General features: G+C 64.8%; 21 protein-coding genes. 8 read left to right on the top strand and 13 right to left on the bottom strand.

Annotation, left to right across the window (positions count from 1 at the left end; genetic code table 11):
• Positions 1-3,774, bottom strand: a complete 3,774-nt coding sequence (gene metH / locus ACVCMJ_RS14180; protein WP_447082042.1) for a methionine synthase — start codon at positions 3,772-3,774, stop codon at positions 1-3.
• Between the two features lie 493 nt (positions 3,775-4,267).
• Between metH and ACVCMJ_RS14175 the strand changes: the two genes are divergently transcribed.
• From ACVCMJ_RS14175 to ACVCMJ_RS14160, 4 genes are all read left to right on the top strand, one after another.
• Positions 4,268-6,163 carry a TonB-dependent receptor domain-containing protein gene (locus ACVCMJ_RS14175; protein ID WP_447082041.1) on the top strand — a complete coding sequence of 632 codons (1,896 nt, stop codon included), beginning with the start codon at positions 4,268-4,270 and terminating at the stop codon, positions 6,161-6,163.
• Between the two features lie 87 nt (positions 6,164-6,250).
• Complete coding sequence (locus ACVCMJ_RS14170) at positions 6,251-7,114, top strand: cobalamin-binding protein (RefSeq protein WP_447082040.1); 864 nt, start codon at positions 6,251-6,253, stop codon at positions 7,112-7,114.
• 123 nt (positions 7,115-7,237) lie between these two features.
• Positions 7,238-8,056: a bifunctional hydroxymethylpyrimidine kinase/phosphomethylpyrimidine kinase gene (gene thiD / locus ACVCMJ_RS14165; protein ID WP_447082039.1), complete on the top strand. Its 819-nt coding sequence runs from the start codon at positions 7,238-7,240 to the stop codon at positions 8,054-8,056.
• 128 nt (positions 8,057-8,184) lie between these two features.
• Positions 8,185-8,910, top strand: coding sequence for a protein-L-isoaspartate O-methyltransferase family protein (locus ACVCMJ_RS14160; protein WP_447082038.1), 726 nt, complete (start codon positions 8,185-8,187; stop codon positions 8,908-8,910).
• Positions 8,911-8,966: 56 nt separating this feature from the next.
• Here ACVCMJ_RS14160 and rfaE2 read toward each other — a convergent pair whose 3' ends face one another.
• From rfaE2 to ubiE, 5 genes are all read right to left on the bottom strand, one after another.
• A complete protein-coding gene (gene rfaE2, locus ACVCMJ_RS14155; RefSeq protein WP_447082037.1) occupies positions 8,967-9,458 on the bottom strand; it encodes a D-glycero-beta-D-manno-heptose 1-phosphate adenylyltransferase in 492 nt (163 codons plus the stop codon).
• Positions 9,458-11,023 carry a ubiquinone biosynthesis regulatory protein kinase UbiB gene (ubiB, locus tag ACVCMJ_RS14150; protein WP_447082036.1) on the bottom strand — a complete coding sequence of 522 codons (1,566 nt, stop codon included), beginning with the start codon at positions 11,021-11,023 and terminating at the stop codon, positions 9,458-9,460. Before ubiB ends, rfaE2 begins: the two co-directional genes overlap by 1 nt.
• The gene (locus ACVCMJ_RS14145) at positions 11,017-11,634 is read right to left on the bottom strand and encodes a ubiquinone biosynthesis accessory factor UbiJ (RefSeq protein ID WP_447082035.1); all 618 of its coding nucleotides are present in this window, start codon (positions 11,632-11,634) and stop codon (positions 11,017-11,019) included. Before ACVCMJ_RS14145 ends, ubiB begins: the two co-directional genes overlap by 7 nt.
• An 87-nt stretch (positions 11,635-11,721) precedes the next feature.
• Complete coding sequence (locus ACVCMJ_RS14140) at positions 11,722-12,681, bottom strand: Tim44 domain-containing protein (RefSeq protein WP_447082034.1); 960 nt, start codon at positions 12,679-12,681, stop codon at positions 11,722-11,724.
• A gap of 208 nt (positions 12,682-12,889) precedes the next feature.
• Positions 12,890-13,654 (bottom strand): bifunctional demethylmenaquinone methyltransferase/2-methoxy-6-polyprenyl-1,4-benzoquinol methylase UbiE, encoded by a 765-nt coding sequence (gene ubiE, locus ACVCMJ_RS14135; protein ID WP_447082033.1) that lies wholly within the window; start codon positions 13,652-13,654, stop codon positions 12,890-12,892.
• Positions 13,655-13,783: 129 nt separating this feature from the next.
• Here ubiE and phoB point away from each other — a divergent pair, with 129 nt between their 5' ends.
• On the top strand, positions 13,784-14,479 hold the full coding sequence (gene phoB / locus ACVCMJ_RS14130) for a phosphate regulon transcriptional regulator PhoB (protein WP_447082032.1): 696 nt from the start codon (positions 13,784-13,786) through the stop codon (positions 14,477-14,479).
• Positions 14,476-15,804, top strand: coding sequence for a phosphate regulon sensor histidine kinase PhoR (phoR, locus tag ACVCMJ_RS14125; RefSeq protein ID WP_447082031.1), 1,329 nt, complete (start codon positions 14,476-14,478; stop codon positions 15,802-15,804). The genes phoB and phoR overlap by 4 nt, the downstream gene beginning before the upstream one ends.
• A gap of 48 nt (positions 15,805-15,852) precedes the next feature.
• On the opposite strand, the gene ilvA is transcribed toward phoR, so the two are convergent.
• Positions 15,853-17,361 carry a threonine ammonia-lyase, biosynthetic gene (gene ilvA, locus ACVCMJ_RS14120; protein ID WP_447082030.1) on the bottom strand — a complete coding sequence of 503 codons (1,509 nt, stop codon included), beginning with the start codon at positions 17,359-17,361 and terminating at the stop codon, positions 15,853-15,855.
• Positions 17,362-17,537: 176 nt separating this feature from the next.
• Here ilvA and ACVCMJ_RS14115 point away from each other — a divergent pair, with 176 nt between their 5' ends.
• Together ACVCMJ_RS14115 and ACVCMJ_RS14110 are read left to right on the top strand one after the other, a co-directional pair.
• Entirely contained in the window at positions 17,538-19,100 is a 1,563-nt protein-coding gene (locus ACVCMJ_RS14115; protein ID WP_447082029.1) for a diguanylate cyclase domain-containing protein, read from the top strand.
• 17 nt (positions 19,101-19,117) lie between these two features.
• A complete protein-coding gene (locus tag ACVCMJ_RS14110) occupies positions 19,118-19,699 on the top strand; it encodes a YqaA family protein (protein WP_447082028.1) in 582 nt (193 codons plus the stop codon).
• 55 nt (positions 19,700-19,754) lie between these two features.
• Here ACVCMJ_RS14110 and ACVCMJ_RS14105 read toward each other — a convergent pair whose 3' ends face one another.
• From ACVCMJ_RS14105 to lptB, 6 genes are all read right to left on the bottom strand, one after another.
• The gene (locus ACVCMJ_RS14105; protein ID WP_447082027.1) at positions 19,755-20,732 is read right to left on the bottom strand and encodes a septal ring lytic transglycosylase RlpA family protein; all 978 of its coding nucleotides are present in this window, start codon (positions 20,730-20,732) and stop codon (positions 19,755-19,757) included.
• On the bottom strand, positions 20,729-21,607 hold the full coding sequence (gene rapZ, locus ACVCMJ_RS14100; protein ID WP_447082026.1) for an RNase adapter RapZ: 879 nt from the start codon (positions 21,605-21,607) through the stop codon (positions 20,729-20,731). Before rapZ ends, ACVCMJ_RS14105 begins: the two co-directional genes overlap by 4 nt.
• A gap of 34 nt (positions 21,608-21,641) precedes the next feature.
• A complete protein-coding gene (gene hprK / locus ACVCMJ_RS14095; RefSeq protein ID WP_447082025.1) occupies positions 21,642-22,580 on the bottom strand; it encodes an HPr(Ser) kinase/phosphatase in 939 nt (312 codons plus the stop codon).
• Positions 22,552-23,058 (bottom strand): PTS sugar transporter subunit IIA, encoded by a 507-nt coding sequence (locus ACVCMJ_RS14090; RefSeq protein WP_447082024.1) that lies wholly within the window; start codon positions 23,056-23,058, stop codon positions 22,552-22,554. Before ACVCMJ_RS14090 ends, hprK begins: the two co-directional genes overlap by 29 nt.
• Before the next feature lie 161 nt (positions 23,059-23,219).
• Entirely contained in the window at positions 23,220-23,549 is a 330-nt protein-coding gene (hpf, locus tag ACVCMJ_RS14085; protein ID WP_447082023.1) for a ribosome hibernation-promoting factor, HPF/YfiA family, read from the bottom strand.
• Between the two features lie 186 nt (positions 23,550-23,735).
• Positions 23,736-24,554: an LPS export ABC transporter ATP-binding protein gene (gene lptB / locus ACVCMJ_RS14080; RefSeq protein ID WP_447082603.1), complete on the bottom strand. Its 819-nt coding sequence runs from the start codon at positions 24,552-24,554 to the stop codon at positions 23,736-23,738.
• Between the last annotated feature and the right edge of the window lie 3 nt (positions 24,555-24,557).

Genomic DNA, 24,557 nt, shown 5'->3' with positions numbered 1-24,557 from the left:
TCAGCGCAGGACGCTGGCCAGCGTCCTGCGCACGTCGTCCTCGTCGCGGCCCGTGCGGCGCGCATAATCGGCAACCTGATCCGCGTCGATATTGCCCACGTTGAAATACTTCGACGCCGGATGGCTGAAGTAGAAGCCACAGACGCTCGACGCCGGCATCATGGCAAATCCTTCCGTCAGCTCCATGCCGATCTCTCCGCACTCCAGCAGACGGAACATTTCGCGCTTGACGATGTGTTCGGGGCACGCTGGATAACCAGGCGCCGGACGAATGCCCTGGTATTTCTCGCCGATGATGTCTTCGTTGGACAGGCTCTCATCGGGAACGTAGCCCCACAGATCGCGGCGCACGCGAGCGTGCAGGGTCTCCGCGAAACCTTCGGCCAGACGATCCGCCAGCGCTTTCAGCATGATGACCGAATAGTCATCGCCGTCCTGCTGGAAGCGCTCGATATGCTTTTCGATGCCCAGTCCGCCCGTTACGGCGAACAGGCCAATGTAGTCGGTCACCCCGCTGTCCCTGGGCGCCACGAAATCGGACAGGCACTTGTTGTCCACGCCCTCGCGCTTCTGGGTCTGCTGTCGCACGCCGCGCCAGGTCAGCAGCACTTCGCGGCGCGTCTCATCGCGATAGATCTCGATATCGTCGTCGTTGATGCTGTTGGCCGGATAGAAGGCGACCAAGCCGTTGGCCGTCAGCCAACGCCCCTCGACGATCCGCTTCATCATTTCCTGCCCCTCGGCGTAAAGCTTTCGGGCCTGCTCGCCGACCACCGCATCGTCGAGGATCGCCGGGAACTGGGCCATCAGTCCCCACGACTGGAAGAACGGTGTCCAATCCAGGAATTTCAGGATCTCGTGCAGATCATAGTGTTTGAAGACGCGCCGGCCGATGAACTTGGGACGCGGCGGAACATAATGCGCCCAGTCGATGGCGGGCCTGGAAGCGCGCGCCTGCGCAATGGTCAACATGGGCTGGGTCTTGCGGTGGGCGTGGCGTTCCCGCACCTGTTCGTATTCCTGGGCGATGCCCTTCAGGTAAGTATCCACCTGATCGGACATCAGGCTGGTGGCCACCTGGACCGAGCGGCTGGCATCCGGCACGTAGATCACCGGGCCATCATAGTTGGGCGCGATCTTGACCGCGGTGTGCACGCGGCTGGTCGTGGCGCCTCCTACCAATAGCGGAAGCTTGCGGCTCAGGAAATAGTCGTCGCGCTGCATTTCCGACGCCACGTAGGCCATTTCCTCGAGGCTGGGGGTGATGAGGCCGGACAACCCCACCATATCGGCCCCCACTTCCTTGGCCTTGGCCAGGATCTTGGCGCACGGCACCATGACCCCCATGTTGATCACCTCGAAGTTGTTGCACTGCAGGACCACCGTCACGATGTTCTTGCCGATGTCGTGCACATCGCCCTTCACCGTCGCGATCACGACCTTTCCCTTGGAGCGTATATCGCCGCCCGCCTCGGCCAGCAGCTTCTTTTCTTCCTCGATGAACGGCAGCAGATGGCCCACCGCCTGCTTCATGACGCGCGCCGATTTCACGACCTGCGGCAGGAACATCTTGCCGGACCCGAACAGGTCGCCCACCACATTCATGCCATCCATGAGCGGCCCTTCGATGACCTCGATAGGCCGCCCTCCCCCGGCGAAGATCTCCTGGCGGACCTCTTCGGTGTCCGCCACAATGAAAGTAGTGATGCCATGCACTAGCGAATGCGTCAGGCGCTCCCGCACCGTGCCCTCGCGCCAGGTCAGGTCTTCTTCCTTCCTGGAGCCCGCGCCCCGGATGGTATCGGCCAGTTCCACAAGACGCTCAGTGGGCGTGCGCTCATCCGAGGGACCGGCTCGCCCCACGGGTTCGGCACGGTTCAGCACCACGTCCTCGACCAGATCGCGGACGTTGGGATCCAGCTCCGAATACACGCCCAGCTGGCCCGCGTTCACGATCCCCATGGTCAGGCCGTTCCGGACGGCGTAATACAGGAACACCGCATGGATGGCCTCGCGCATGGCCTCATTGCCGCGGAAGGAAAAACTGACGTTGGAAATCCCGCCGGAGACCCGGGCATGCGGGAGGTTCTTCGTGATCCAGCCGGTCGCTTCGATGAAATCCACCCCATACGGGTTGTGCTCGTCGATCCCCGTCGCGATGGCAAAGACATTGGGGTCGAAGATGATGTCCTCCGGAGGAAAGCCGACCTGGTTGACCAGAACGTCGTAGGCTCGCGCGCAGATGGACGTTTTCCGTTCGAGCGTGTCCGCCTGGCCTTGGGTGTCGAAAGCCATGACCACCACGGCCGCCCCGTATTTGCGGCACAGTTTCGCCTGTTCGATGAACGGGCCTTCGCCTTCCTTCATCGAAATGGAGTTGACGATGCATTTGCCTTGCACGCATCGAAGTCCCGCCTCTATGACCGGCCACTTCGAACTGTCGATCATGACCGGGACCCGCGAAATGTCCGGCTCCGAGGCGAGCAGGTTCAGGAAGCGCGGCATCAGCGCCAGCGCGTCCAGCATCCCTTCGTCCATGTTGACGTCGATCACCTGAGCCCCGGCCTCGACCTGCTGGCGCGCCACGGAAAGCGCTTCATCGAATTTTTCTTCGCGGATGAGGCGCAGGAATTTCTTGCTGCCGGTGACGTTGGTGCGCTCGCCCACATTGATGAACAGCGTCTCACGATCGATATTGAGCGGCTCCAGCCCCGACAACCGGGTCTTCACCGGAATGGTGGGCGGTTCGCGGCGCGGCAGGCCATGGACTTTGCGCGCGATCTCGTGGATATGCTCGGGCGTGGTGCCACAGCAGCCGCCCACTACGTTCACGAGTCCCGCCTGTGCGAACTCCTCCAGCAGCCCGGACGTATCGGCAGGCGTCTCGTCAAAGCCGGTCTCTGCCATGGGATTGGGCAGGCCCGCATTAGGGTACACGCAGACATAGGTGTCGCAGAGCTTGGACAGTTCGGCGACATAAGGCCGCATCAGCGCAGCGCCCAGCGCGCAGTTCAGGCCAATGGCGACCGGACGCGCGTGGCGCACCGAATTCCAGAAGGCCTCGACCGTCTGCCCGGACAGGATGCGTCCGGATGCGTCCGTCACTGTCCCCGAGATGATCACCGGCAGCCGGACATTGCGCTCCTCGAAAATGGATTCGATGGCGAAGATGGCCGCCTTGGCGTTCAGCGTATCGAAAATGGTTTCGATGAGCAGCAGATCCGCGCCCCCATCGATCAGTCCGTTGACCTGCTCCGTATAGGCGACGCGCAATTCCTCGAACGTGATGTTGCGCGCGCCCGGATCGTTGACGTCCGGCGACAGCGATGCGGTCTTGGGCTGCGGTCCGATCGACCCTGCGACGAAACGGGGGTGATCAGGCGTGGAAAGGGCGTCGCAGGCCTCGCGTGCCAGCCGGGCAGCCGCCACGTTCATCTCGTAGGCGATGTCCTGCAACCCGTAATCCGCCTGCGCGACTCGCGTGGCTCCGAACGTATCCGTCTCCACCACATCGGCACCGGCCTGAAGGTAGGCCTGATGGATCTCCCGGATCACATCCGGACGCACCAGCGCCAGCAATTCATTGTTGCCCTTCAGGTCGGAGGGATGGCCGGCAAAGCGCTCCCCCCGGAAGTCCGCCTCGGTCAGCTTGTAGCGCTGGATCATGGTCCCCATGGCGCCATCCAGCACGACGATGCGGCTATCCAGCAGGCGCACGAATTCGGCACCCCGTGTATAGGAGGCGAGAGGATAGGGCAAAGTGGGGTAACTCACGGCGGGATCCGGCGGTATTTGGGGAGAGGGCTATTGTATCGTTGCGACTGGCTTCGCCGCGCCCGGGCGGCGGAGAACGCGCCGCACCCGCCTGGACCGCCCGCGTGGGGATCCCGGGAGGCACGCGGCGGCTGCGTGATATAGTTTGCTACGGATCAGGTATGCCCGCCAGTCCGCACCACGCTGGGCGGCCGGCATTCAAATGGGAAACAGTAGGTCCCCCGCACTGCAGGCCGGTTCGTACCCGCACGTCCGAACCCGCCACAGCGCCCGGCCAAGCTGTGCTGCCCCCGCAACGGTGTTCAATGCCTCGCATTGCCAGCCGATACCAGCCTGTTTCGACACCTGAAACGCTGTCCTGCTCCGCGCGCCGCCCCTTGAGGCATCGAGCGGCGTCGGGCGGCTCCCGGTGCCCCGCTGGCTGAACACACAAACCAACCGGACGGGACACTCACCACGGCGTGCGGGGACGCGCGCCACACAGGGACTCCACATGCCCCCATCCGACCTGCGGTGCCGTCTGGCCACCGCGCTTTGCCTGATACCTCTGGCCGCCACGGCCCAACCGGATCCCGCCCCGACCGCCGTCCCCACACTGCAAGACATCGTAGTGACGGCCAGTCGCCGCCCCGAACCGCTAGCCGACGTGGTCGGCGACGTCACCGTCATCGGTCCTGAGCGGCTCCAGGACGCACCCGGCGAGAGCATCGCCCGGATCCTCAGCCAGGCGCCCGGCGTACAGTTGACGACGAACGGCGGTCCGCAGACGAACACCGGCCTGTTCATCCGGGGAACGAGCTCCACACAATCATTGATACTGATCGACGGCCTGCGGATCAACGGCTCCACGTTCGGCGGCGCCCTGCTTCAAGCCATCGATCCATCCACGATCGAACGGATCGAAATCCTGCGCGGTGCCGCCAGCAGCCTGTACGGCTCGGATGCCATGGGGGGCGTCGTCAACATCATCACCCGGAAAGGCGAGCAGAACCGGCCCGTGTCGGGTTGGGTCAACGTGGGCGGGGGCAGCTACGGCACGGCAAAGTCCAGCCTGGGCCTGTCGGGAGCGAGCCACGGCTGGGATTACAGCTTCTCGGCCAGCGCCGCAAGCAGCCAGGGGTTCAACGCAACGCGACGACACACCGAGGACAACCGCCCGAACTTCCTGTACGAGCCTGACAAGGACGGATATGCCAGCCATTCGGTGTCCGGCACGCTTGGCTACCAATGGGCCGAGGGCCACCATATCGGGCTGACGGCCTATGACGGTTACACCCGCGGAGACTATGACGCGGGGACTTCGATCCCCGACGCCTACGCGCTCTATCGGCAGCAAGCGTATCGCGTGACCAGCACCGACCGCATCGCCGACGGGTGGCAAAGCGTCCTGAGCGTGGGTTTCACGAAGGACGGCTACGATGACCGCGGATACCAGAGCACGGCCAACTCGCTCAAAAGGAACTATAGCTGGACCCATACTCTGACGCCCGTCAAGGACCAGCAGATCTCGCTGTTGCTGGAGCGCCAGGAAGAGCGTATCCAGAGCAGCAACGCCTACACGACCGACGCCCGCGACGACAACGCCGCCGCGCTGGTCTACAAGGGCCGGTTCGACAGGCTGCACACTCAGGCAAGCCTTCGCAACGACCGCTATACGGGATACGGCAACGAGACCACCGGCAGCCTGGGGCTGGACTTCGACCTGACGGACGCCTGGCAGGTCGGCGCAGCCGGAAACACGGCCTTTCGGGTTCCGACGTTCAACGACCTCTACTGGCCCTTCCAGGACTTCGGTCCGTTCGGCTCGTTTTCGGGAAATCCCGGCCTGAAGCCGGAAAAATCCAGGAACATCGAGGCCCACGTGCGCTACCAGACCGAGGAAACGGACCTCTCGCTGACGGCCTACCGGAACCGGATCGACGATCTGATCGTACCCAGTGTTTGCGATGCCGCCTTCAATTGCATGGCGCAGAACGTCAGCAGCGCCACGCTGCGCGGCGCGACCCTGGCCGGTTCACACCGCTTTGGCAACACGACGATCCGGAGCAGCCTGGACGTTCTGGATCCACGCAACGATGAGCCCGCTGCCGGCCAGGACTCCCAGCTTCCGCAACGTGCCCGCCAAGTGCTCCATTTCAGCGCCGAGCAGCGCATCCATGCCCTGAAGGTCGGCGCGGAGTACCAGTACACCGGCAACCGGATCGACGCCTCGACGCAGGCGCGCCTGGGGGGCTATTCGCTGGTCAACCTCACTGCGGCATACGACTTCACCAAGTCGATGGGCGTGCAGGTCCGCTGGAACAACGTCCTCGATAAGGAGTACGTCCTGGTGGATGGTTACAACACGCCAGGATCCAACGTCTTCGTCAACCTGTCCTGGAAGATGTGACCCATGATCGGCACCAGGACCGGGCCTGGCTGCGGACCTTCTGAGCCAAAGGCGGAGCGGGAGCCGCCACGTGCCGCCGCCGATGGGATGATTCGGCGCGCCCGCACCTTCGCGGCCCGCACGGCTGGCATGCTGTTGGCCGTGGCGGGGCTCTGCGGCAGCACCCTGCCGGCCGCCTGGGCGCACGCATCCGACCGTCCCCGTGTCATCACCCTGAGCCCAAGCGCCACCGAACTGGTCTACGCCGCGGGCGCCGGGGGGGATCTGGTCGGGACCGACCGCAGCAGCGACTACCCGCCCGCCGTGCGGTCGTTGCCACGCGTGGGCGACGTGATGCAGTTGAACGACGAGACCATCCTGGCGCTGCGCCCCACCCTGGTCGTCGGGTGGCAGCCGTCGGGTGACACCGCCGCGCTGGCCGCACGCCTGGCCGCGCTGCACATCCCCCTGATCTATGCGGACCCCGCAAACCTCGATGACATCCCCCGGCTGATTCGCGGCCTGGGCAAGCGTCTGGGAACCCCGGCTGCAGCGGACGCCGCAGCGGACCATCTGGAGCAACGCATCCGCGCACTGCGGCCGCTCCCCGGCCCGCCGCGCACGGTCTTCATCGAGATCAGCGCGGACCCGCTCTATACCTTGGGCGCCGCCCCCATCATCAACGATCTGCTCGCCCGCTGCGGCGGCCGGAACCTCTATGCAGGCTCGCGCATCGCAGCACCCCAGGTGGGCGTGGAATCCGTATTGCACCTGAACCCGGACGTGGTAATCATGTCCCCCTATGGAAGCGACACATTGCCGGAACGCCGAGCGTGGTGGGCCCAGCGCGGCCTGCAAGCCGCGCGCGACGGCCACTTCTACGCCGTGAATCCCGACTGGCTGCATCGCCCCGGCCCGCGGCTGGTGGATGCGGCAGAGGCGGTGTGCAGGGATTTGCGTGTCAGCCGTTGAGCGGGTGCCGCGGCACCCGTGCCCGGCCGTCGCCGCCGGTTCCATGGCGGACCGCCTGACTTGTCGATGAGGCTCCCGAGCTATACCATCATGAACCTTCAGCATGAAGGCAGGATGTGACCCATGATCCCCAACACGCTTACCATCGCCGGCGTGGACCCCTCCGGCGGGGCCGGCATTTTGGCCGACGTCAAGACCATGAGCGCGCTGGGCGCCTACGGCATGGCCATCATCGCGGCTCTGACCGCCCAGAACACGCAAACGGTCACGCAGATCTGCCCGGTGCCGCCGGATTTCGTCGCGGCACAGATCGACACCCTGTTTGCGGACGTTCGAGTGGATGCCGTCAAGATCGGCATGCTCGGCCAGGCCGGTGTCATTCGAACGGTGGTGGATCGCCTGACGCACTGGAAGCCCGCCCATCTGGTGCTGGATCCCGTGATGGTGGCCAAAAGCGGCGACCATCTGCTGGAGCGCCAGGCTGTGGACGCCCTGCGCACAGGACTGGTTCCACTGGCTTCCATCATCACGCCCAACCTGCCCGAGGGCGGGGTGTTGCTGGATCAAAGCCCCGTCGATAATCTGAAGGACATGCGCCGCGTGGCCGAGCGTCTGCGACGCCTCATGAGTGACCACGGCGAACGCTGGGTGCTCCTGAAAGGCGGGCATCTGCCGGGAAACGACACGATAGACCTGCTGCACGATGGCGATCGGATGATCGAATTGCCCGGTCGGCGCATTGAGACGCGCCACACGCACGGCACCGGCTGTACGCTGTCGGCCGCGCTGGCCGCGCTGCTGCCACGCACGGACGACGTACCGGAGGCCGCGCGCCAGGCAAAAGCCTACCTGGAGCGCGCCATCGCGGCTGCTGATCAGCTGCAAGTGGGGTCGGGCCACGGCCCCGTCCAGCACTTCCACGCATGGTGGCCCAACGCCTGACGGCGCCCCGTGGTCCGGGCCCATGACGACCCCGGCATTCCCGCCGGCGCACCCTGCCCGCGCGCCGAGGCGCGGATGAACGCCTGGCCTATAATCCAGTCAACATCGACTCTCTGGCTTTTCACGACATGAACGTCAATGACATCGCCGAATCCGACCGTGCACGATTCAACATGGTGGAACAGCAGATTCGCACCTGGGGCGTCCATGACGAGCGGTTGCTGCAGGCTATCTTCGACACGCCGCGCGAACGCTTCGTTCCGCCGCACCTGAGCGCGCTGGCGTTCGCCGACACTGAATTGCCGCTGATCATCGACGGGGTGGACACGCGCGAATCCATGCTCTCGCCCAAGCTGGAAGCCAAACTGGCCACGGAGCTAACGCTCGCTCCCACCGACTGTGTGCTGGAAATCGGTACGGGTTCGGGCTACCAGGCCGCTTTGCTCTCACGCCTCTGCCAGCAGGTCACCAGCATCGAATTCGAAAGCCGGCTGTCGGCCTTCGCACAGGCCAATCTGGCCCGCAACCAGATTTCCAATGTCTCGGTGGAAACGGGCGACGCCCATGCGGGTTGGGGAACGGCCGAATACGATGCCATTCTGGTAACCGGCTCGGTTCCAACCGTTCCGGATTCCCTGAAGTACCAGTTGGCGGTCGGTGGCCGGCTGGTGGTGGTCGTGGGGCGCAGCCCCATCATGACCGCCTGCCGCATCACGCGTACCAGCGCGGCCAATTTCGAGACCGTACAGGTCTTCGACACCTACGTGAAGCCATTGCGTGGGACGTCCAGGTCACGGTTCAAGTTCGAACCGGCCCCGGAACCCGCGGCGATCAAGCAGCCGGCCAATAGCTGAATCACGCCAGGCGCCAGCCAGCGGGTGTGCGCGTGACGCGCCCGGCCGTGTTCCGATCAGCGACCGTCGCGTATCCTTTTCAGCAAATCAGTGGTAGAGCGCTGGTGCTCGAACGGGATCGCAACGGCCCGGCCACCCCAGCTTCGGACCGCCGCAGTCTCCGGCAAGGTCTCCATGTCGTAATCGCCGCCCTTCACGATCACGTCGGGCTTCAACGCCCGGATCAAGGCCAGCGGCGTATCTTCCGCGAACCACGTCACGGCGTCCACACATCCCAATGCAGCCAACATCGCCGCCCGGTCGTCCTGGCCGTTCAGCGGCCGGTCGCTTCCCTTTCCCAGGCGTCTGACGGAATCGTCGGTATTGACGGCCACGATCAGCGTCGCGCCCAGTTGCGCCGCCCGGTCCAGGTAGGTCACATGCCCCCGGTGGAGAATATCGAAGACGCCATTCGTGAAGACGAGGGGTCTTGGGAGACGCCCGCCTTGCACCGCCTGCTCGCAGGCGGCCCGGTCCAGTATCTTGGACATGAATCGGGGCGGCGCCATCAGAAGGCCGCTCCGCGCGTCAGCGCCCACACCGCCACTCCGACCCCCACGGCCAGAATGCCGCACAACACGGCCACCAGGCGATTCGAATGCTCCTGTGCACGTCGCAGACGCTCGAGTTCGGTCCGCATGGCCAGCCCCGGATCCGGATGATTCAGCCGGGTATAGACCAGCCGCGGGAGCTGCGGGAGGATCTGTGCCCACTGGCTCGCTTCCTGGTCCAGACGCTGGCGCAAGCCGCGGAATCCCACCCGCTGGTGCATCCAGCGTTCCAGGAACGGCTTGGCCGTCTGCCACAGATCCAGGCTGGGGTCCAGTTCGCGCCCCATCCCTTCGACGTTGAGCAGCGTCTTCTGCAGCAACACCAGTTGCGGCTGGATTTCGACATTGAAACGGCGCGAGGTCTGAAACAGGCGAAGCAGCACCTGGCCCAGCGAGATCTCCGCCAGCGGCCGGTCGAAATAGGGCTCGCAGACCGCCCGCACGGCGCCTTCGAGTTCCTCTTCGCGCGTGGTGGGGGGCACCCACCCCGACTCGATGTGAAGCTGGGCCACGCGGCGGTAATCCCGTTGGAAAAAGGCCAGGAAATTCTGGGCCAGATAGTTCTTGTCGAATTCGGACAGCGATCCCACGATGCCGAAATCGAGCGCGATGTAGCGCCCCAGCGTGCGCGGCTCGTCGGACACAAGGATATTGCCGGGGTGCATGTCGGCGTGGAAGAACCCGTCGGTGAACACCTGCATGAAGAAGATTTCCACTCCCTGCCGGGCGAGCAGCGGAATGTCGACGCCCAATTCCCGCAAGCGGGGGATGTGGCTGATGGGCACGCCATACATGCGCTGCATCGTGAAGACCTGGCCGGAGCAATATTCCCAGACGACTTCTGGCACCTCGAGCAGGTGGGCGCGGCCCGTGTCCGGGCCAAAATTGCGCCGCAACTGGCTGCAGTTGGAGGCCTCGCGCAACAGGTCCAGTTCATCATGCAGATACTTGTCGAACTCGCCCACGACTTCGCGCGGCTTGAGCCGGCGGCCATCGGGCGCCAGGCGCTCCACCAGGCCAGCCAACACCCGCAGCAGCTTCAAGTCGCGCTCGATGGCCTCGCGCATCCCCGGCCGCAGCACCTTGACGGCGACCGCGCGGCCGTCGTGCAGCACGGCAAAGTGCACTTGGGCGATCGAGGCCGACGCCACCGGATCACGGTCAAATTGCGCAAACAGCACCTGCGGCGCGGCGCCCAGCGCCTCCTCGATGATGACGGCCGCCTGATCCGAGGGGAACGGCGGCACGCGGTCCTGGAGCCGGGCCAGTTCGTCGGCAATATCCTTGGGCACCAGATCCCGCCGTGTCGACAGCACCTGGCCGAACTTCACATAGATGGGGCCCAGCGTCTCCAGCGTCCGCCGCAGGCGTTCGCCCCGGGGGCGATGAGGCTTGCGCCCCAGACATACGATGCGCAGCAGGAAGTGGGCCCAGGGGTGCTGGATGCTGGAGAGCACCAGTTCGTCCAGGCGATAGCGCAAGCACACCCAAAGGATATGGGCCACGCGCAGGAAAATCAGCATGCCTGCTCCAGGCGGCGCAATCTCAGCTCAAGGCCGTCCAGGCGATCCGCCAGCGACTGGCGCCGCTGCGACCAGGTCAGGAACTCGTCGGAACGCACCGCCAGCCCGGACTCATCACCCAGGTATTCCCCCAGGTTGTCACGCGCCCGGGACAGGGCCTGACGGGTGCCGGCCAGCAGTTCACGCGCGCCCGCCACCAGGCGGACCGCCAGCACGTCGCCCACCACACGGGACAGGTCTTCCTCGACGTCCCACCGCAGCGTCCGCGCCAAGTCCGACACCAGGTGCGCCAGGCCCGCATCGCCCTCGATCCGGGTCAAGCCGATCACGCCCGACAAGCCCTCCTCACGCCACACTTGCGGGAGCTCGCGCAAGTGCGCCGCGGGAATGGAGAGCGTGACATCGGGGACGATAGTGGAATCGCAGGGCAACCAGAGTCCGTCAGAGCCCACCGTGGCCTGCAGGCTCCACGTATCGCCCACGCCGATGCGCAGTGCTTTTCCGGCATGAGCGGACAGCCGCTCCCGCGCCCAGGGCTCGCGTTTCAACAAGGCATTGAGCCCGCGCAGCAGCAAGCCGGCGGGCACAGGGGGCGAAAAGGGAAAACGCATGATCATACGCGGGGAACGTCCGGCCCCGGCAAACTGGAACCCGGGAAAGGCTCCAGTTTACCGGTTCCCGCGCACGAGAGTGTCGATCTACCGCGGATCGAGCTGCTGGATGCCCGCCAGGAGCCACCCGGCATCCTGAGCCTTGTAGAGGTTCCAGACCTCTTCGATGCGGATGGCCTCCGCACCCTCCGACTCGCGGACCATGCCGGAGTAGCGCACGCTGGCAAGATGCCCGCCGGCCACGGTTTCTATGCCCAGAAGCTCGGCATTCAAGAGCAGGACGTCGGTCTGGTTATGCTCGCCGGGTTGCGGCAGACGGGGCGTGATTTCGGCCAGCAGATCATCCGTCATCAGTTCCCGCAGACTGTCGCGGTCACCCTGATCCCACAGCGACTGGACGCGCATGAACTGCTGCTTGGCCTGGGTCAGGAAGGACGGGACGTCGAAGCCTTCCGGGATGAACCAGCTAGGGTCCTGTACGGTCGACGGCACCGATTCGATGACGGGGGCAGCCCCCGCCGACGAGGCCGGCGCTGCCGCCCCGCCGAAGCCACCGGCAGGGGATGCGGTTTCACGATAACTGTTGGCGTGCGTGGCCGGCCCCGCAGCGGCCAGCGGCCGCTGTGCCCCCCGCAGCCGGCGTACCAGATACAGGACGGCGAACACCACCAGACCAATCAGCAACGCGCTGGACAGGAATTCGAGGAAGGCCCCCGAAAGGCCGAGACTGGAGAGCAAGGCGGCGATCCCCAGGCCGGCGGCAATGCCCGCAATGGGTCCCAGCCAGCGAGACAGGCCCGACTTGGCCGACGCACCCGCTGCAGCCTGCCCGGTCGCAGCCGCCGCCGGCGCCGCTGTGCGCGGCGGAGTCTGCGCGGCCGGGGGCGTGACCGCCTGACGCTGCTTGATGACGTTGGTGGACTGGCGCCCCATGCTCATGCCGCCGCCAAAGCGACGCGCATGGGCATCCTGGGTCACGGCCAGCATCATGAGCGCCGCCGCAATCAGCAGCACACCCAGCAACCAGCGAGGCAATTGAAGATTCATGGAGTCTCCTGTGCGCACCGGGCGGCCGACACGCAACCCGGAGCAAACCTTACATAAAGCTTAATGAACCCACAAATTACCATAATTCCGGCCCGGCACCAAGACATCGCCGGGACCAACCGTGTAAAAAAAACGAATAGGGATTCGTGTCGGATGCGCAGAAAAAAAGCCGCGATGGCGCGGCTCCCGGTGCCCATCAGGGCGGCGACTAATCCAGCCGCACCCCCTCGTGCAAGGCCACCACGCCCGCCGCGAGATTAAAGTACTGCACGCGATCCAAGCCGGCCGTGCGCAACATCCCGGCCAGCGTCTCCTGATCCGGATGCATGCGAATGGATTCGGCCAGATAGCGGTAGCTGTCTTCGTCGGAGGCGATGAGCCGCCCCATCCGGGGCAGCACATGGAAGGAATACCAGTCGTAGACCGGTGCCAGCACAGGCGCGACGCGCGAAAACTCCAGCACGAGCAGTTTGCCGCCCGGCTTGAGGACCCGGTGCATTTCAGCGAGGGCGCGGTCCTTGTGCGTCATGTTGCGCAAGCCGAACGCCACCGAGACCCGATCGAAGTAGCCGTCCGGAAACGGCAGGCATTCTGCGTCGCAGACCGCGACCGGCGTCACGCTGCCGCGATCCAGCAGGCGATCACGGCCCACGCGCAGCATGGAATCGTTGATATCGGTCAGCCAGACCTCGCCCGTCGCCCCGGCACGGCGGGCGAATGCGCCTGCGAGATCCCCGGTGCCGCCGGCAATGTCCAGGACCTTCATCCCGGGGCGCACCTGGGCTCGCCCGATGGCAAAGGCCTTCCAGATCCGGTGCAGCCCGCCCGACATGATGTCGTTCATCAGGTCGTAGCGCGAGGCCACCGAATGAAAGACCTGGGCCACCCGACGTGCCTTTTCGGTCTCGCGGACCGTCTGAAAGCCAAAGTGGGTCTGCGGCTCCTGGCCAGCGTCATGGGAAGTATCATTCATGATCCGGGTATCGTACCGCATTCCCCCAGGACCGGCCTGACGCAGGGCGCGCGCCCATCGTCACATCACTGCAACAAGGGTCCCGTATCATGGGCCGATTTGCGCAAACCTCCGAAGCCAGGCGTTTCCATGCCCGCCACGATTCTGATCATTGAAGACGAACCGGCCATCCAGGAACTGCTGAGCGTCAATCTGCGGCACGCCGGCTATACGGTGCAGACCGCCGCCGATGCCGCGGCCGCGCAGGCGATCATCGGGCAGGCAGTGCCGGACCTGATCCTCCTGGACTGGATGCTGCCCGATATCCCGGGCATCCGGTTGGCCAGGCAACTCAGGGGTACGGAGCGCACGCGCGACATTCCGCTCATCATGCTGACGGCGCGCGGCGCGGAGCAGGACAAGGTGGACGGCCTGGAGGCGGGGGCGGACGACTACATCACCAAGCCCTTCTCCCCACGCGAGCTGCTGGCCCGGATCCGGTCCTTGTTGCGCCGCCGGGCGCCCCAGCTTGCGGACGATCCGATCCAGATGGGCGAGTTGCAACTGGACCCCCAGGCCAGGCGCATCGTGGGCGGTGGCCGGCCGCTGCCCATGGGGCCCAGCGAATTTCGCCTGCTACACTTTCTCATGACGCACGCAGACCGCATCTACAGCCGCGGGCAACTTCTGGACCACATCTGGGGCGACCACGTCTTCCTCGAAGAACGCACGGTGGATGTCCACATCCGACGCCTGCGCAAAGCGCTGTCGCCCGCGGGACTGGACTACTACATCCACACCATCCGCAGTGCGGGCTACCGTTTCAGCACCTCACGGGAACAATGAGCAAGACCCTGATCACCATCGCATTATTGGCCCTCGTCGGCTGGTTGCTCGGCGCCTGGCTGGGCCCGGCCACCGGATGGGCGGTCCTGGCCATGGGGCTGCTGCTGATGGTACTGGTCAGCGGCCTGCAGCTCTCTCGCATCGCCCGCTGGGTGAAGCGCATCGACCAGCCGCCTCCCCCATCGGTCGGCCCATGGGACGAGATCCTGGCGCCGATCTACCGCAAACTGAAGCAGAACCGGCTGGACCTGCAGGAGCGTTCCCGCAATTTTCATCGCGCGCTACTGGCCGCCGAAGCCTTGCCCGATGGGGCACTGACGCTGGCGCCTGACAAGTCCCTGCTCTGGTGCAATCAGACAGCAGCGGGACACCTGGGCCTGAATTCGGAACAGGATCGGGGGCACAGCATCCTGAATGTGGTGCGCGCTCCCGAATTCGCGCGCTATGCCAGTCAGGAGACCTGGGACCGGCCGCTGACGCTGCATTTGGGACAGGGCCGCCAGACCCGCACCCTGATGCTGCACCTGGCGCCGTACGGGGTCGGGCAGTTCTTGATGGTGACGCGCGACATCACGCAGATCGAGCGCCTGGAGAACATCCGCAAGGACTTCGTGGCGAATGTTTCCCATGAGATGCGCACGCCACTCACGGTCCTGTCGGGTTTCGTCGAAACGCTGCTGGACATGCCCGCGGACGCACTGAGCGCCGACGAGCGGCGCCACTACCTGACACTGATGGCCCAGCAGGCTCACAACATGCAGGCGCTGGTAGCCGACCTCCTGACGTTATCCTCGCTGGAGTCCACGCCCAATAGCGAAGGCGCACCCGTTCCCATGGCCGAGCTGATCCGGACGGCGCTGGAGCAGGCCCGCGTGCTGTCCGGCGGACAGCATCAATTCATCTCCCATCTGGACGAGAGCGTGGGCCTTCTGGGCAAGGACACCGAGCTCGCCTCGGCTGTGGGCAACCTGATCACGAATGCCGTGCGCTACACGCCGGCGGGCGGCACGATCACCACCCGTTGGGCGTCCTCGCCTGATGGCGGCGCGATCTACAGCGTGCAAGACACCGGCATCGGCATCGACAGCGACGACATCCCGCGGCTGACGGAGCGGTTCTTCCGCGTCAACCGTGGCCGTTCCCGGGAAACGGGCGGCACCGGCCTGGGCCTGGCCATCGCCAAGCATGTGGCGCTGCGCCATGGCGCCCGACTGGACATCCGGAGCATCCTGGGCGAAGGCAGCACCTTCGCCATCCTCTTTCCCGCCAGCCGTGTGTGTTCCGCGGCCTTTCGAGATCCCGACTCTCCGCAACAGGCCGCCTGACGGCTCGAAGCCCCCAAGCAGCGCCGGGCTGGGAGGCTGGAGACCTGGCTACAGAAAGAGCCGATACGCCGGATTGTCCGTCTCGCTCCAGTAGGGGTAGCCCAGCGTCGCGAGGAAATCCTTGAAGACTTTCTTGTCTTCGGGGGGGACCTGGATGCCCACCAGAATGCGGCCGTAGTCGTCGCCCTGATTGCGATAGTGGAACAGACTGATGTTCCAGTCCGGGTTCATGGCCCCCAGGAACTTCACCAAGGCGCCCGGACGCTCCGGAAACTCGAAGCGATACAGCACCTCGTTGCGGGCCAGCCCCGACCGGCCGCCCACCATGTAGCGCAGGTGCGTCTTGGCCATCTCATTGCCGGTCAGATCCAGCGTCGGAAAGCCTTCCTTGCGGAAATGGCCGGCCAGCTTCTCGATCTCGGGTTCGGAACGGATCTGCAGGCCTACGTAAACATGTGCCGTCTCCGGGTCCGAGATCCGGTAGTTGAACTCAGTCACGGAACGGCTGCCGACCGCCTCGCACAGGCGCCGGAAGCTGCCGCGCTTTTCAGGCAGCGTGATGGCGAACAAGGCCTCTCGTGCTTCCCCTACGTCAGCCCGCTCGGCCACAAAGCGCAGGCGGTCGAAATTCATATTGGCGCCGCATGTGATGACTACCAGCGTCTTGCCCTTCCACTTCTGCTGCGCGGCGTAGCGTTTGGCCCCGGCCAGCGCCAGCGCCCCAGCGGGCTCCAGGACGCTGCGGGTGTCCTGGAAAACATCCTTGATTCCGGCACAGATGGCATCGGTGTCCACCGTGACGAAATCATCCACGTACTCCCGCACCAGTTTGAAGGTCTCCTGGCCCACCTGCTTGACGGCCGTGCCATCGGAAAACAGGCCCACGTCCGCGAGCTTCAGCCGCCGGCCCGCCTTCACACTGCGTACCATCGCGTCCGAATCGACCGTCTGCACGCCGATCACCTGGATTTCCGGCCGAAGCTGCTTGATGTACGCGGCCACCCCCGAAATCAGGCCACCGCCCCCGATGGCCACGAAGACAGCGTCAATAGGGCCCGGATGCTGGCGGAGAATCTCCATGCCGACCGTACCTTGGCCCGCGATCACATCCGGATCATCGAACGGGTGGACGAACGTCAGGCCATCCCGGGCCTGGAGTTCGGCGGCGTGCTCGGCAGCATCCGTAAAGCTGTCGCCAAACAGCACCACCTCCGCGCCCAATGCGCGCACGGCGTCGATCTTGACCTGCGGCGTAGTGATCGGCATCACGATCACCGCCCGGCATTTCAGGCGGTTCGCCGACAGCGCCACACCCTGTGCATGATTTCCCGCCGAAGCCGCGATCACGCCACGCTTGAGTTCTTCGGGCGTCAGGTGCGCCATCTTGTTGTAGGCCCCGCGCAGCTTGAAGCTGAACACGGGCTGTGTGTCTTCGCGCTTGAGCAGCACCGTATTGCCGATGCGCTTGGAAATACGGGGAGCCAAGTCCAGCGGAGTCTCGTGAGCGACGTCGTAGACTTTGGACGTCAGAATGCGCTTCAGGTAATCGTCGGACATGACAGCCGCAGCTACAAAAGGTGAGTGAAAGTCGAAAAGAATATCACAGGGTTCGCCCGGCCCGTACGACACGTGACCGTGAAACGAGGCCCGGAGGGACTCGACGTGCTCTCCAACTGCCGTTACAGTCTCACCATTGGATCGACCCGCCACACCGCCGCACCACCTCCTTCTTCATGAAATGGACACGACACCAAAGCGTTACCGAAAACGCCGCTCCCCCCTATAGAGCGTCGCGCCGCCTCAGCGGCACACTCGTCAACAGCCTGATCCTGCTCATTTTCGGCTTGGCCATCATGGGCCTGTGGCTGGCGCTGAACCAGCGCATCACGTTCGAGCGCAGCCAGGCGGTGGCCGCCGCCATGCGCGCCAACGCCAACATCGCCATCGCCTACGAACAGGATATTTCCCGCACCTTGAAGGCCGCCGAACAAGTCATGTCGTTCGTCCGCACCCAGTATCGGCTGCAGGGGACCGCGCTGGATCTGCGGAGCTGGTCCACGCAGCGCGTCATCCGTGATCAGGCGTTCACCATCATCAGCATCGTGGACGAACACGGCAACATCGTCGACAGCAGCCAGGACACCGGCCCGGTCAACTACGCAGACCGGGAGTTCTTCCGCGCGCAGCGCAACGACACGCAAGATCTCCTCTACGTCAATCGTCCTGTCCTGGGCCGCGTCTCAGGGCAATGGCGCATCCCGATGTCCCTGCGCATCAATCGCCCCGACGGCAGTTTTGGCGGCGTGGTGGTGCTATCGGTGGATCCCGACACCCTGACCAGCTTCTACCGTGAGATCGACCTGGGGCGCGACGGCATGCTGGAACTCGCCTCCCTGGACGGCGTCGTGCTGGGACGCAAGATCAGCGGCCAGAACATGTTCGGCATCGACGCCAAGGATCTCCCCTGGTTTCAACGCGAAAAAGCGGACCCCGAGGACGACTTCGTCGACGACGGTACGTCGACCGATGGAATCCGGCGAATCATCAGCTACAGGACCGTCGCCGGATATCCGGTGATGGTGTCCGTGGGAATGGCGCTGCGCGAAGTCCTGGCTCCCATCAGCGAGCAGGAAGGCGGCTATCGCGCCATGACGGTGTATGCCAGCCTTGCGCTGCTGGCATTCGCCGCCTTCATCATGTTGCTGCTGGCCCGCCAGCGGGCCGTATCCAGGGCGCTGTCCGCCAGCGAAGCGCGGCTCACCCGTGCGGCCCTGCATGATCCGCTGACCGACCTGCCGAACCGCCTGCTGTTCCAGGAGCGCTGCGACCGCGCCCTGCAAACGGCTCAACGCCACGACCATCACGTCGCCGTCCTGTATCTGGACCTGGACGGCTTCAAGGAGATCAACGACCGATTCGGCCACGGCGTCGGGGACACGCTGTTGCAGCAGGTCGCACGGCGCCTGGAGACCTGCGTGCGCGCGGGATCCGACGATACGGTATCGCGCTTCGGCGGCGACGAGTTCTGCATCATCCTCGCAGGCCCGGACACCCGCGTGGAATGCGAGGTCATCGCGCAAAGCATCCTGGAGGCGCTGAGCAAACCATTCGAACTGGAAGGAACGCCCGCCACGATCTCGGTCAGCATCGGTGCCGTCCTCTTCCCCAACCACGGCCTCGCGACGGCCGACCTCATCAAACATGCTGATGCCGCCATGTACGCCGCCAAGCATGCCGGCAAGAACCGGTTCTTGTGGGGCGGACCGGCGGGTGCCGGAAGCCCCGCGAGACCCTAGGCCAAACTCCGGGCACCATGGAAACCTGGGTGCAGTCCTCGATGCACGCTTTGCTGGCGGCGCTTGCGCTGCCCAACATCGGGCTGCCCGCAATATTCCTGATCAGCCTGGTCTCGGCCACGCTGTTGCCACTCGGCTCGGAGCCAGCCGTGTTTGCCTATGTGCAGATGGCGCCGCACATGTTCTGGCCGGCCATATTTGCCGCAACCCTCGGCAACACGGTGGGAGGAGCCATCACCTACGCCATGGGCGCCGGCGCCGAATCCGCCTACCAGGCCTGGCGGGACAAGCACCCGGGCCCCGCGCACCCGCTCGGCGATGCCCGCGTCGAAACCGAGAAACCACTCCGGGGCGAAGGCCCCATGACGGGCGGCCGCTGGCACGCCCTGACGACAGGCTGGTTCCGGCGCTTCGGGCCGCCCGCCCTGTTGCTATCGTGGCTGCCGGCCGTGGGAGACCCGCTGTGCGCCGTGGCCGGCTGGCTGAAGCTGCCGTTCTGGCGCTGCGTCGCCTACATGGCAATCGGCAAATGTCTGCGTTATGTCGCCTTGACGGCCGCGCTGGCGCACGCATGGCCCTGGGTCAGTCAATGGCTGTGACGTTCCGGGCGCAACGGCGGAAACCGGCCAGGGACTGACCCCCGCCGAGGGCCCCTCAGTCGGACGCGACGACCGGATTGACGTCGGCGGTCCGTGCGAGGACGGACGCCGCTTCGGCAGCCTCGTCACGCGAGGCATACGGTCCCATCCGGACCTTGTAGAGCGACGCCTGGTAAGTCACAGCCGTATGTCCCGTACCGATCTGAGCGTTGATGCGCTGGGAAAACGCCTGGGCGTTGACAGCGGACGCAAACGCTCCGAACTGCAGATAGACGGAGCCGCCATCCGCTGCGGACCCGTCACGGCCCATGATGGCCGCCGCCTGCGCCGCACTGGCTGTCGGCGAGGAAGACGATGGCCGCGCAGCGGACATGGCGGGGACCGGTATCGGGTCGTGGGCCGGCAAAGGTGCGGGCGCGGCCGCGGTCACCGGTGCCGGCGAAGAGGCGGCGCTGGCGAGCAATACCGGCGACGGATTCTTGTAATTTCCGGCCAGGATGTCGGCATTGGTGATGGCCTGCACGATCACTTCGCCGCTGCCCGGCCCGACGAGTCCGAGCTTGGCAGCCGCCACATAGGAAAGGTCGATGATCCGCCCGGGATGGAAAGGTCCCCGATCGTTGATGCGCACGATGACGGATTTACCGGTGGAGACGCGGGTCACCCGGGCGTAGCTGGGCACCGGCAGAAGCGGATGCGCCGCCGTCATGGAGTACATGTCGTAGGTCTCGCCATTGGCCGTCCTTTCTCCGTGGAACTTGCGGCCATACCAGGACGCTATGCCCTCCTTGCGATAGGGCTGATTCTCGGCCAGCGGCACATATTGCACGCCGAATACCTCGTAGGGCCGGAAGTTCGCCGGCGCGGGATGTTCGATCCTCGGGACAGCATCCGGAATGGCCGCAATGTTGGCCGGGATGTGGTCGCCTATGCCGTCGCTGCCGTAGTAACGCCCCCGCGAAGCGCAGCCGGCGAGGACGGCCAATGTCACACAGCACAGACCCAGCGCGAGGCGGCGAAAGGGCCGGCTCATGGCTGCACGGGCTGCTGCAGCAGCGGATTCCGATGGCGAATCAGCAGCGGGGAGTGGTCGGCAAAGCGCCGCGCCAGCTGTTCGGCCACATAGACCGAGCGATGCTGCCCGCCCGTGCAGCCGATCGCCACAGTCAGGTAGTTGCGGGTGTCCTGCTGATACAGCGGCAGCCACTTGCGGATGAATCCCGCAATATCATCCACCATCGCCCCCACACTGCCGAACTGGGCCAGCCAGTCAGCCACAGGCGCGTCGCGGCCGGTAAGCGGCCGCAACTGCGGGTCATAGTGCGGATTGGGAAGACAGCGCACGTCGAACACCAGGTCGGCGTCGAAGGGGACCCCACGCTTGTAGGCAAACGACTCGAACGTCAGCACCACGGCCACCTTGTCCACCTGCACCAGGTCGCGCACCCAGCTCCTGAGCTGGCCCGGCGTCAGGTCGGACGTGTCGATCACGTGCTCCTGGTCCCGCAGCGGCGCGAGCAGCTCGCGCTCGCGGGCAATGCAGCTCTGCAGTGAACTGTCCCGGCCCTCTCGCTGCAGCCGGTCGCTCAGCGGATGCCGGCGCCGCGACTCCGAATAGCGCTGGATCAGTGTCTGATCGTCGGCGTCCAGAAAGACCACGTGCAGCGCCATCCCCTGGGCGCGCAAGCTGGTGAGAATCCCCGGCAGGTCATCCAGATCGCCCGGCGTGCGTACATCGATGGCCACCGCCACGCGATCCAGCCCGGATTCCTGCGTGCTGGCAATGAATTCGTGCAGGAACCGCACGGGCAGATTGTCCACGCAGGTGTAACCGGTGTCCTCGAGCATGCGCAAGGCCACCGATTTGCCCGACCCGGAGATACCGGTGATGAGCACGATGTTCAGCATGGCGCGACGCCGGAGCGCAAAAGGTTCGAGCTGTTCATGGCGTGGGCTCGCGACTGTTCTCCATGATGGCCAATGCCTGGCGCTCGATGAATTCGCCCATGGTATCGATGCCCCGCAGGCTCAGGATGGTATTGCGCACGGCCGCCTCGACCAGCACGGCCAGGTTACGGCCCGCCGCCACCTGCAGCATGACGCGGCGCACGGGGATGCCCAGGATATCTTCGTACTGATCCTGGGTCGGCAGCCGTTCGAACGTCTCGGGCGTCATGCGCACCAAGTGCACGATGAGCTTGATCTTCATCTTGCGCCGCACCGACGTTTCGCCAAAGATGGTCCGAATGTCGAGCAGCCCCAGGCCCCGGACTTCGAGCAGATTCTGCAGCAGCGCCGGACATTGCCCCTCGACGAAATTCGGGGCCGTGCGGGAAAGCTCCACGGCATCGTCAGCCACCAGGCCATGGCCCCGGGAAATCAATTCCAGCGCGAGTTCGCTCTTGCCCAGGCCCGACTCCCCGGTGATCAGCACGCCCAGCCCCAGCACGTCCATGAAAACGCCGTGGACCAGCGTCTTGGGCGCCATGCGCTTGCCCAGATAGATCCGCAGGAGGTCAATGAGCAACGACGCATCGACGGGCGTGCCCAGCAACGGGATCTCGTGGGTCTCGCAATATGCCTTCAGGTCATCCGGGGGCAATGTCTGGGCGGCCAGGATGATGGCGGGGACACCCCCCGCCACCAGGTCATCCAGATGATGCAGCCGCCGTTTGGCATCCAGCCGCTGGTAATAGGACATCTCCTCGGCACCAAAGACCTGGATGCGCCCCGGGTGAATCAGATTCAGGTGGCCGATCAGATCGGCGGCCGTGCCGCCCGCCTCCGGCAACGTGCGCACGCCCGCCGCATCCTGTCCTGCGATCCAGGAAAAGGCGATCTTTTCGGCATTATCACGAATCAGCTCTTGGATGCTCAGCATGTTCGGTCGACGGGGCGCTCGCGCCCGCGAGAATCAGGTGGTGGACCTCCAATGGATCCGTGGACTGCAGCAGCGCCTGGCGCAGAGTCGGGTCCGACATCAGGCGCGCAATCCCTGCGAGCAGATCCAGATGCATCTGGGTCGCGGTTTCAGGGATCAGGAGGAAGAATAACAGGCGGGCCGTGCGCCCGTCATTCGCGTCAAACCGGATAGGACGATCCAGGCGTATGAAGGCGGCATGAGGCTCGCGCAAGTCCTTCAATCGCCCGTGTGGCACGGCCACGTCATGGCCCAGGGCCGTCGAACCCAGGCGTTCACGCGCCAGCAGGCTGTGAAACACCGACATGCGGGCGACACCCTGGTTGTTCTCGAACAGGAGACCCGCCTGTTCGAAGGCACGTTTCTTGCTGGTGGCCGCCAAGTCCAGTATCACGTTGGTGGGCGGCAGGATGCGCGGCGTGAGAGTCATGAAGGCCATTATAGTTGGCGAAGCGCGCCGCCGGCCAAAGCAAAGGCCCCGGATACAGTGCCCGGGGCCCGGTGGTTCTTCCTGCTGGTCCTGATGTCTGATCCATTCGAATCGTCAGATTCGCGAATGGCCGGACCCATCGGAAGACGCGTTACGGCATGATGCCAGCCTCATTCGGTGGCCATGGCCACCTGCCGTTTCGGAGGTAGGTGAATGTAAGTCTGAGCCTTGGATTTGTATTTGATGACCTGCCTGTCGACTTTATCGACCAGCAGATCGATGGCCGCATACAGATTTTCGTCCGTGGCTTCGCAATGCAGGTCCTTGCCGCGCAGGCGCATCGTCATTTCGGCGGTGTGCTTCAAGGGTTGGACCGACAACATGACCTGTGAATCGATGACTTGGTCGAAATGTCGCAGGACACGCGCTGTCTTGGTGTAGACATACTCGCGAATGGCCGGGGTGATTTCCAGATGACGACCGGTGATTGTCAGGCTCATAGTGCAGACTCCTTGCGGAAATACAGGTGAGGTTCCAGCGGAACCCGTATGAATGAAGAGAAGGCCTCCCGATGAAGTGATGGTGGTTTCAGTGTACAGACAGCTGCGGGCACATCAAGTGCCCTCGCGCAGTGTAAGATGGAAGGATTGCAGCGAACCGGTGGCGGCAGCCTCGGCGGTCCGGACCTACATTCGGAAGTTCTTGCCCAGGTAGACCTGACGCACGGCCTCGTTGTCCACGATCTCGCTGGGATGGCCGCTGGTCAGGACCTTGCCTTCACTGATGATATAGGCGCGATCGCAGATCCCCAGCGTTTCGCGCACATTGTGATCGGTGATGAGCACACCGATATTGCGGCCCTTAAGAAACTGCACGATGCGCTGGATTTCGATCACCGCGATGGGATCCACCCCCGCAAAGGGCTCGTCCAGCAGGATGAATCGGGGATGCGTTGCCAGCGCCCGCGCGATCTCCACCCGGCGCCGCTCGCCCCCGGACAACGAAATTGCCATGTTGCGCCGGATATGCTCGATCTGCAGTTCGTCGATCAGCGCCTCCAGCCGCTCTTCGAGCGCAGCCGACGAAAGTCCATGGCCCTCGGTATCACGCTGCAGTTCCAGCACCGCACGGATATTCTGCTCCACGGTCAGCCGCCGGAACACCGAGGCGTCCTGCGGCAGGTACGATAGCCCCAGCCGCGCGCGGCGGTGCATGGGGATGCCGGTCACGTCATGGTGATCGATCAGAATGCGCCCCGTGTCGGCCGGAATCAGCCCCACGATCATGTAGAAGCTGGTGGTCTTGCCCGCACCGTTGGGGCCCAGCAGCCCCACCACTTCGCCGCTGTCCACCGACAGCGAGACGTCCTGAACCACGGCACGCCGGCCAAAACTCTTGCCCAGCCCCACCGCCTGCAGACTGCCAGTCGCGCGGGTGTCGCGGGAGGACTCGGAGAGAACGGAATCCGAAGCGGAATCGGGCCTGGAAGACACGGAGAGGGCCATCGG

This window comes from Castellaniella sp. UC4447_H14, assembly GCF_052978285.1.
Note: the sequence above shows the minus strand (reverse complement) of the source record. Positions and strands in the feature narration are given on the sequence as shown.

Coding starts and splice junctions, on each gene's coding strand:
- ACVCMJ_RS14175 (WP_447082041.1), top strand. CDS start 4,268: ATGCCCCCATCCGACCTGCGGTGCCGTCTGGCCACCGCGCTTTGCCTG.
- ACVCMJ_RS14170 (WP_447082040.1), top strand. CDS start 6,251: ATGATTCGGCGCGCCCGCACCTTCGCGGCCCGCACGGCTGGCATGCTG.
- thiD (WP_447082039.1), top strand. CDS start 7,238: ATGATCCCCAACACGCTTACCATCGCCGGCGTGGACCCCTCCGGCGGG.
- ACVCMJ_RS14160 (WP_447082038.1), top strand. CDS start 8,185: ATGAACGTCAATGACATCGCCGAATCCGACCGTGCACGATTCAACATG.
- rfaE2 (WP_447082037.1), bottom strand. CDS start 9,458: ATGGCGCCGCCCCGATTCATGTCCAAGATACTGGACCGGGCCGCCTGC.
- ubiB (WP_447082036.1), bottom strand. CDS start 11,023: ATGCTGATTTTCCTGCGCGTGGCCCATATCCTTTGGGTGTGCTTGCGC.
- ACVCMJ_RS14145 (WP_447082035.1), bottom strand. CDS start 11,634: ATGCGTTTTCCCTTTTCGCCCCCTGTGCCCGCCGGCTTGCTGCTGCGC.
- ACVCMJ_RS14140 (WP_447082034.1), bottom strand. CDS start 12,681: ATGAATCTTCAATTGCCTCGCTGGTTGCTGGGTGTGCTGCTGATTGCG.
- ubiE (WP_447082033.1), bottom strand. CDS start 13,654: ATGAATGATACTTCCCATGACGCTGGCCAGGAGCCGCAGACCCACTTT.
- phoB (WP_447082032.1), top strand. CDS start 13,784: ATGCCCGCCACGATTCTGATCATTGAAGACGAACCGGCCATCCAGGAA.
- phoR (WP_447082031.1), top strand. CDS start 14,476: ATGAGCAAGACCCTGATCACCATCGCATTATTGGCCCTCGTCGGCTGG.
- ilvA (WP_447082030.1), bottom strand. CDS start 17,361: ATGTCCGACGATTACCTGAAGCGCATTCTGACGTCCAAAGTCTACGAC.
- ACVCMJ_RS14115 (WP_447082029.1), top strand. CDS start 17,538: ATGAAATGGACACGACACCAAAGCGTTACCGAAAACGCCGCTCCCCCC.
- ACVCMJ_RS14110 (WP_447082028.1), top strand. CDS start 19,118: ATGGAAACCTGGGTGCAGTCCTCGATGCACGCTTTGCTGGCGGCGCTT.
- ACVCMJ_RS14105 (WP_447082027.1), bottom strand. CDS start 20,732: ATGAGCCGGCCCTTTCGCCGCCTCGCGCTGGGTCTGTGCTGTGTGACA.
- rapZ (WP_447082026.1), bottom strand. CDS start 21,607: ATGCTGAACATCGTGCTCATCACCGGTATCTCCGGGTCGGGCAAATCG.
- hprK (WP_447082025.1), bottom strand. CDS start 22,580: ATGCTGAGCATCCAAGAGCTGATTCGTGATAATGCCGAAAAGATCGCC.
- ACVCMJ_RS14090 (WP_447082024.1), bottom strand. CDS start 23,058: ATGGCCTTCATGACTCTCACGCCGCGCATCCTGCCGCCCACCAACGTG.
- hpf (WP_447082023.1), bottom strand. CDS start 23,549: ATGAGCCTGACAATCACCGGTCGTCATCTGGAAATCACCCCGGCCATT.
- lptB (WP_447082603.1), bottom strand. CDS start 24,554: ATGGCCCTCTCCGTGTCTTCCAGGCCCGATTCCGCTTCGGATTCCGTT.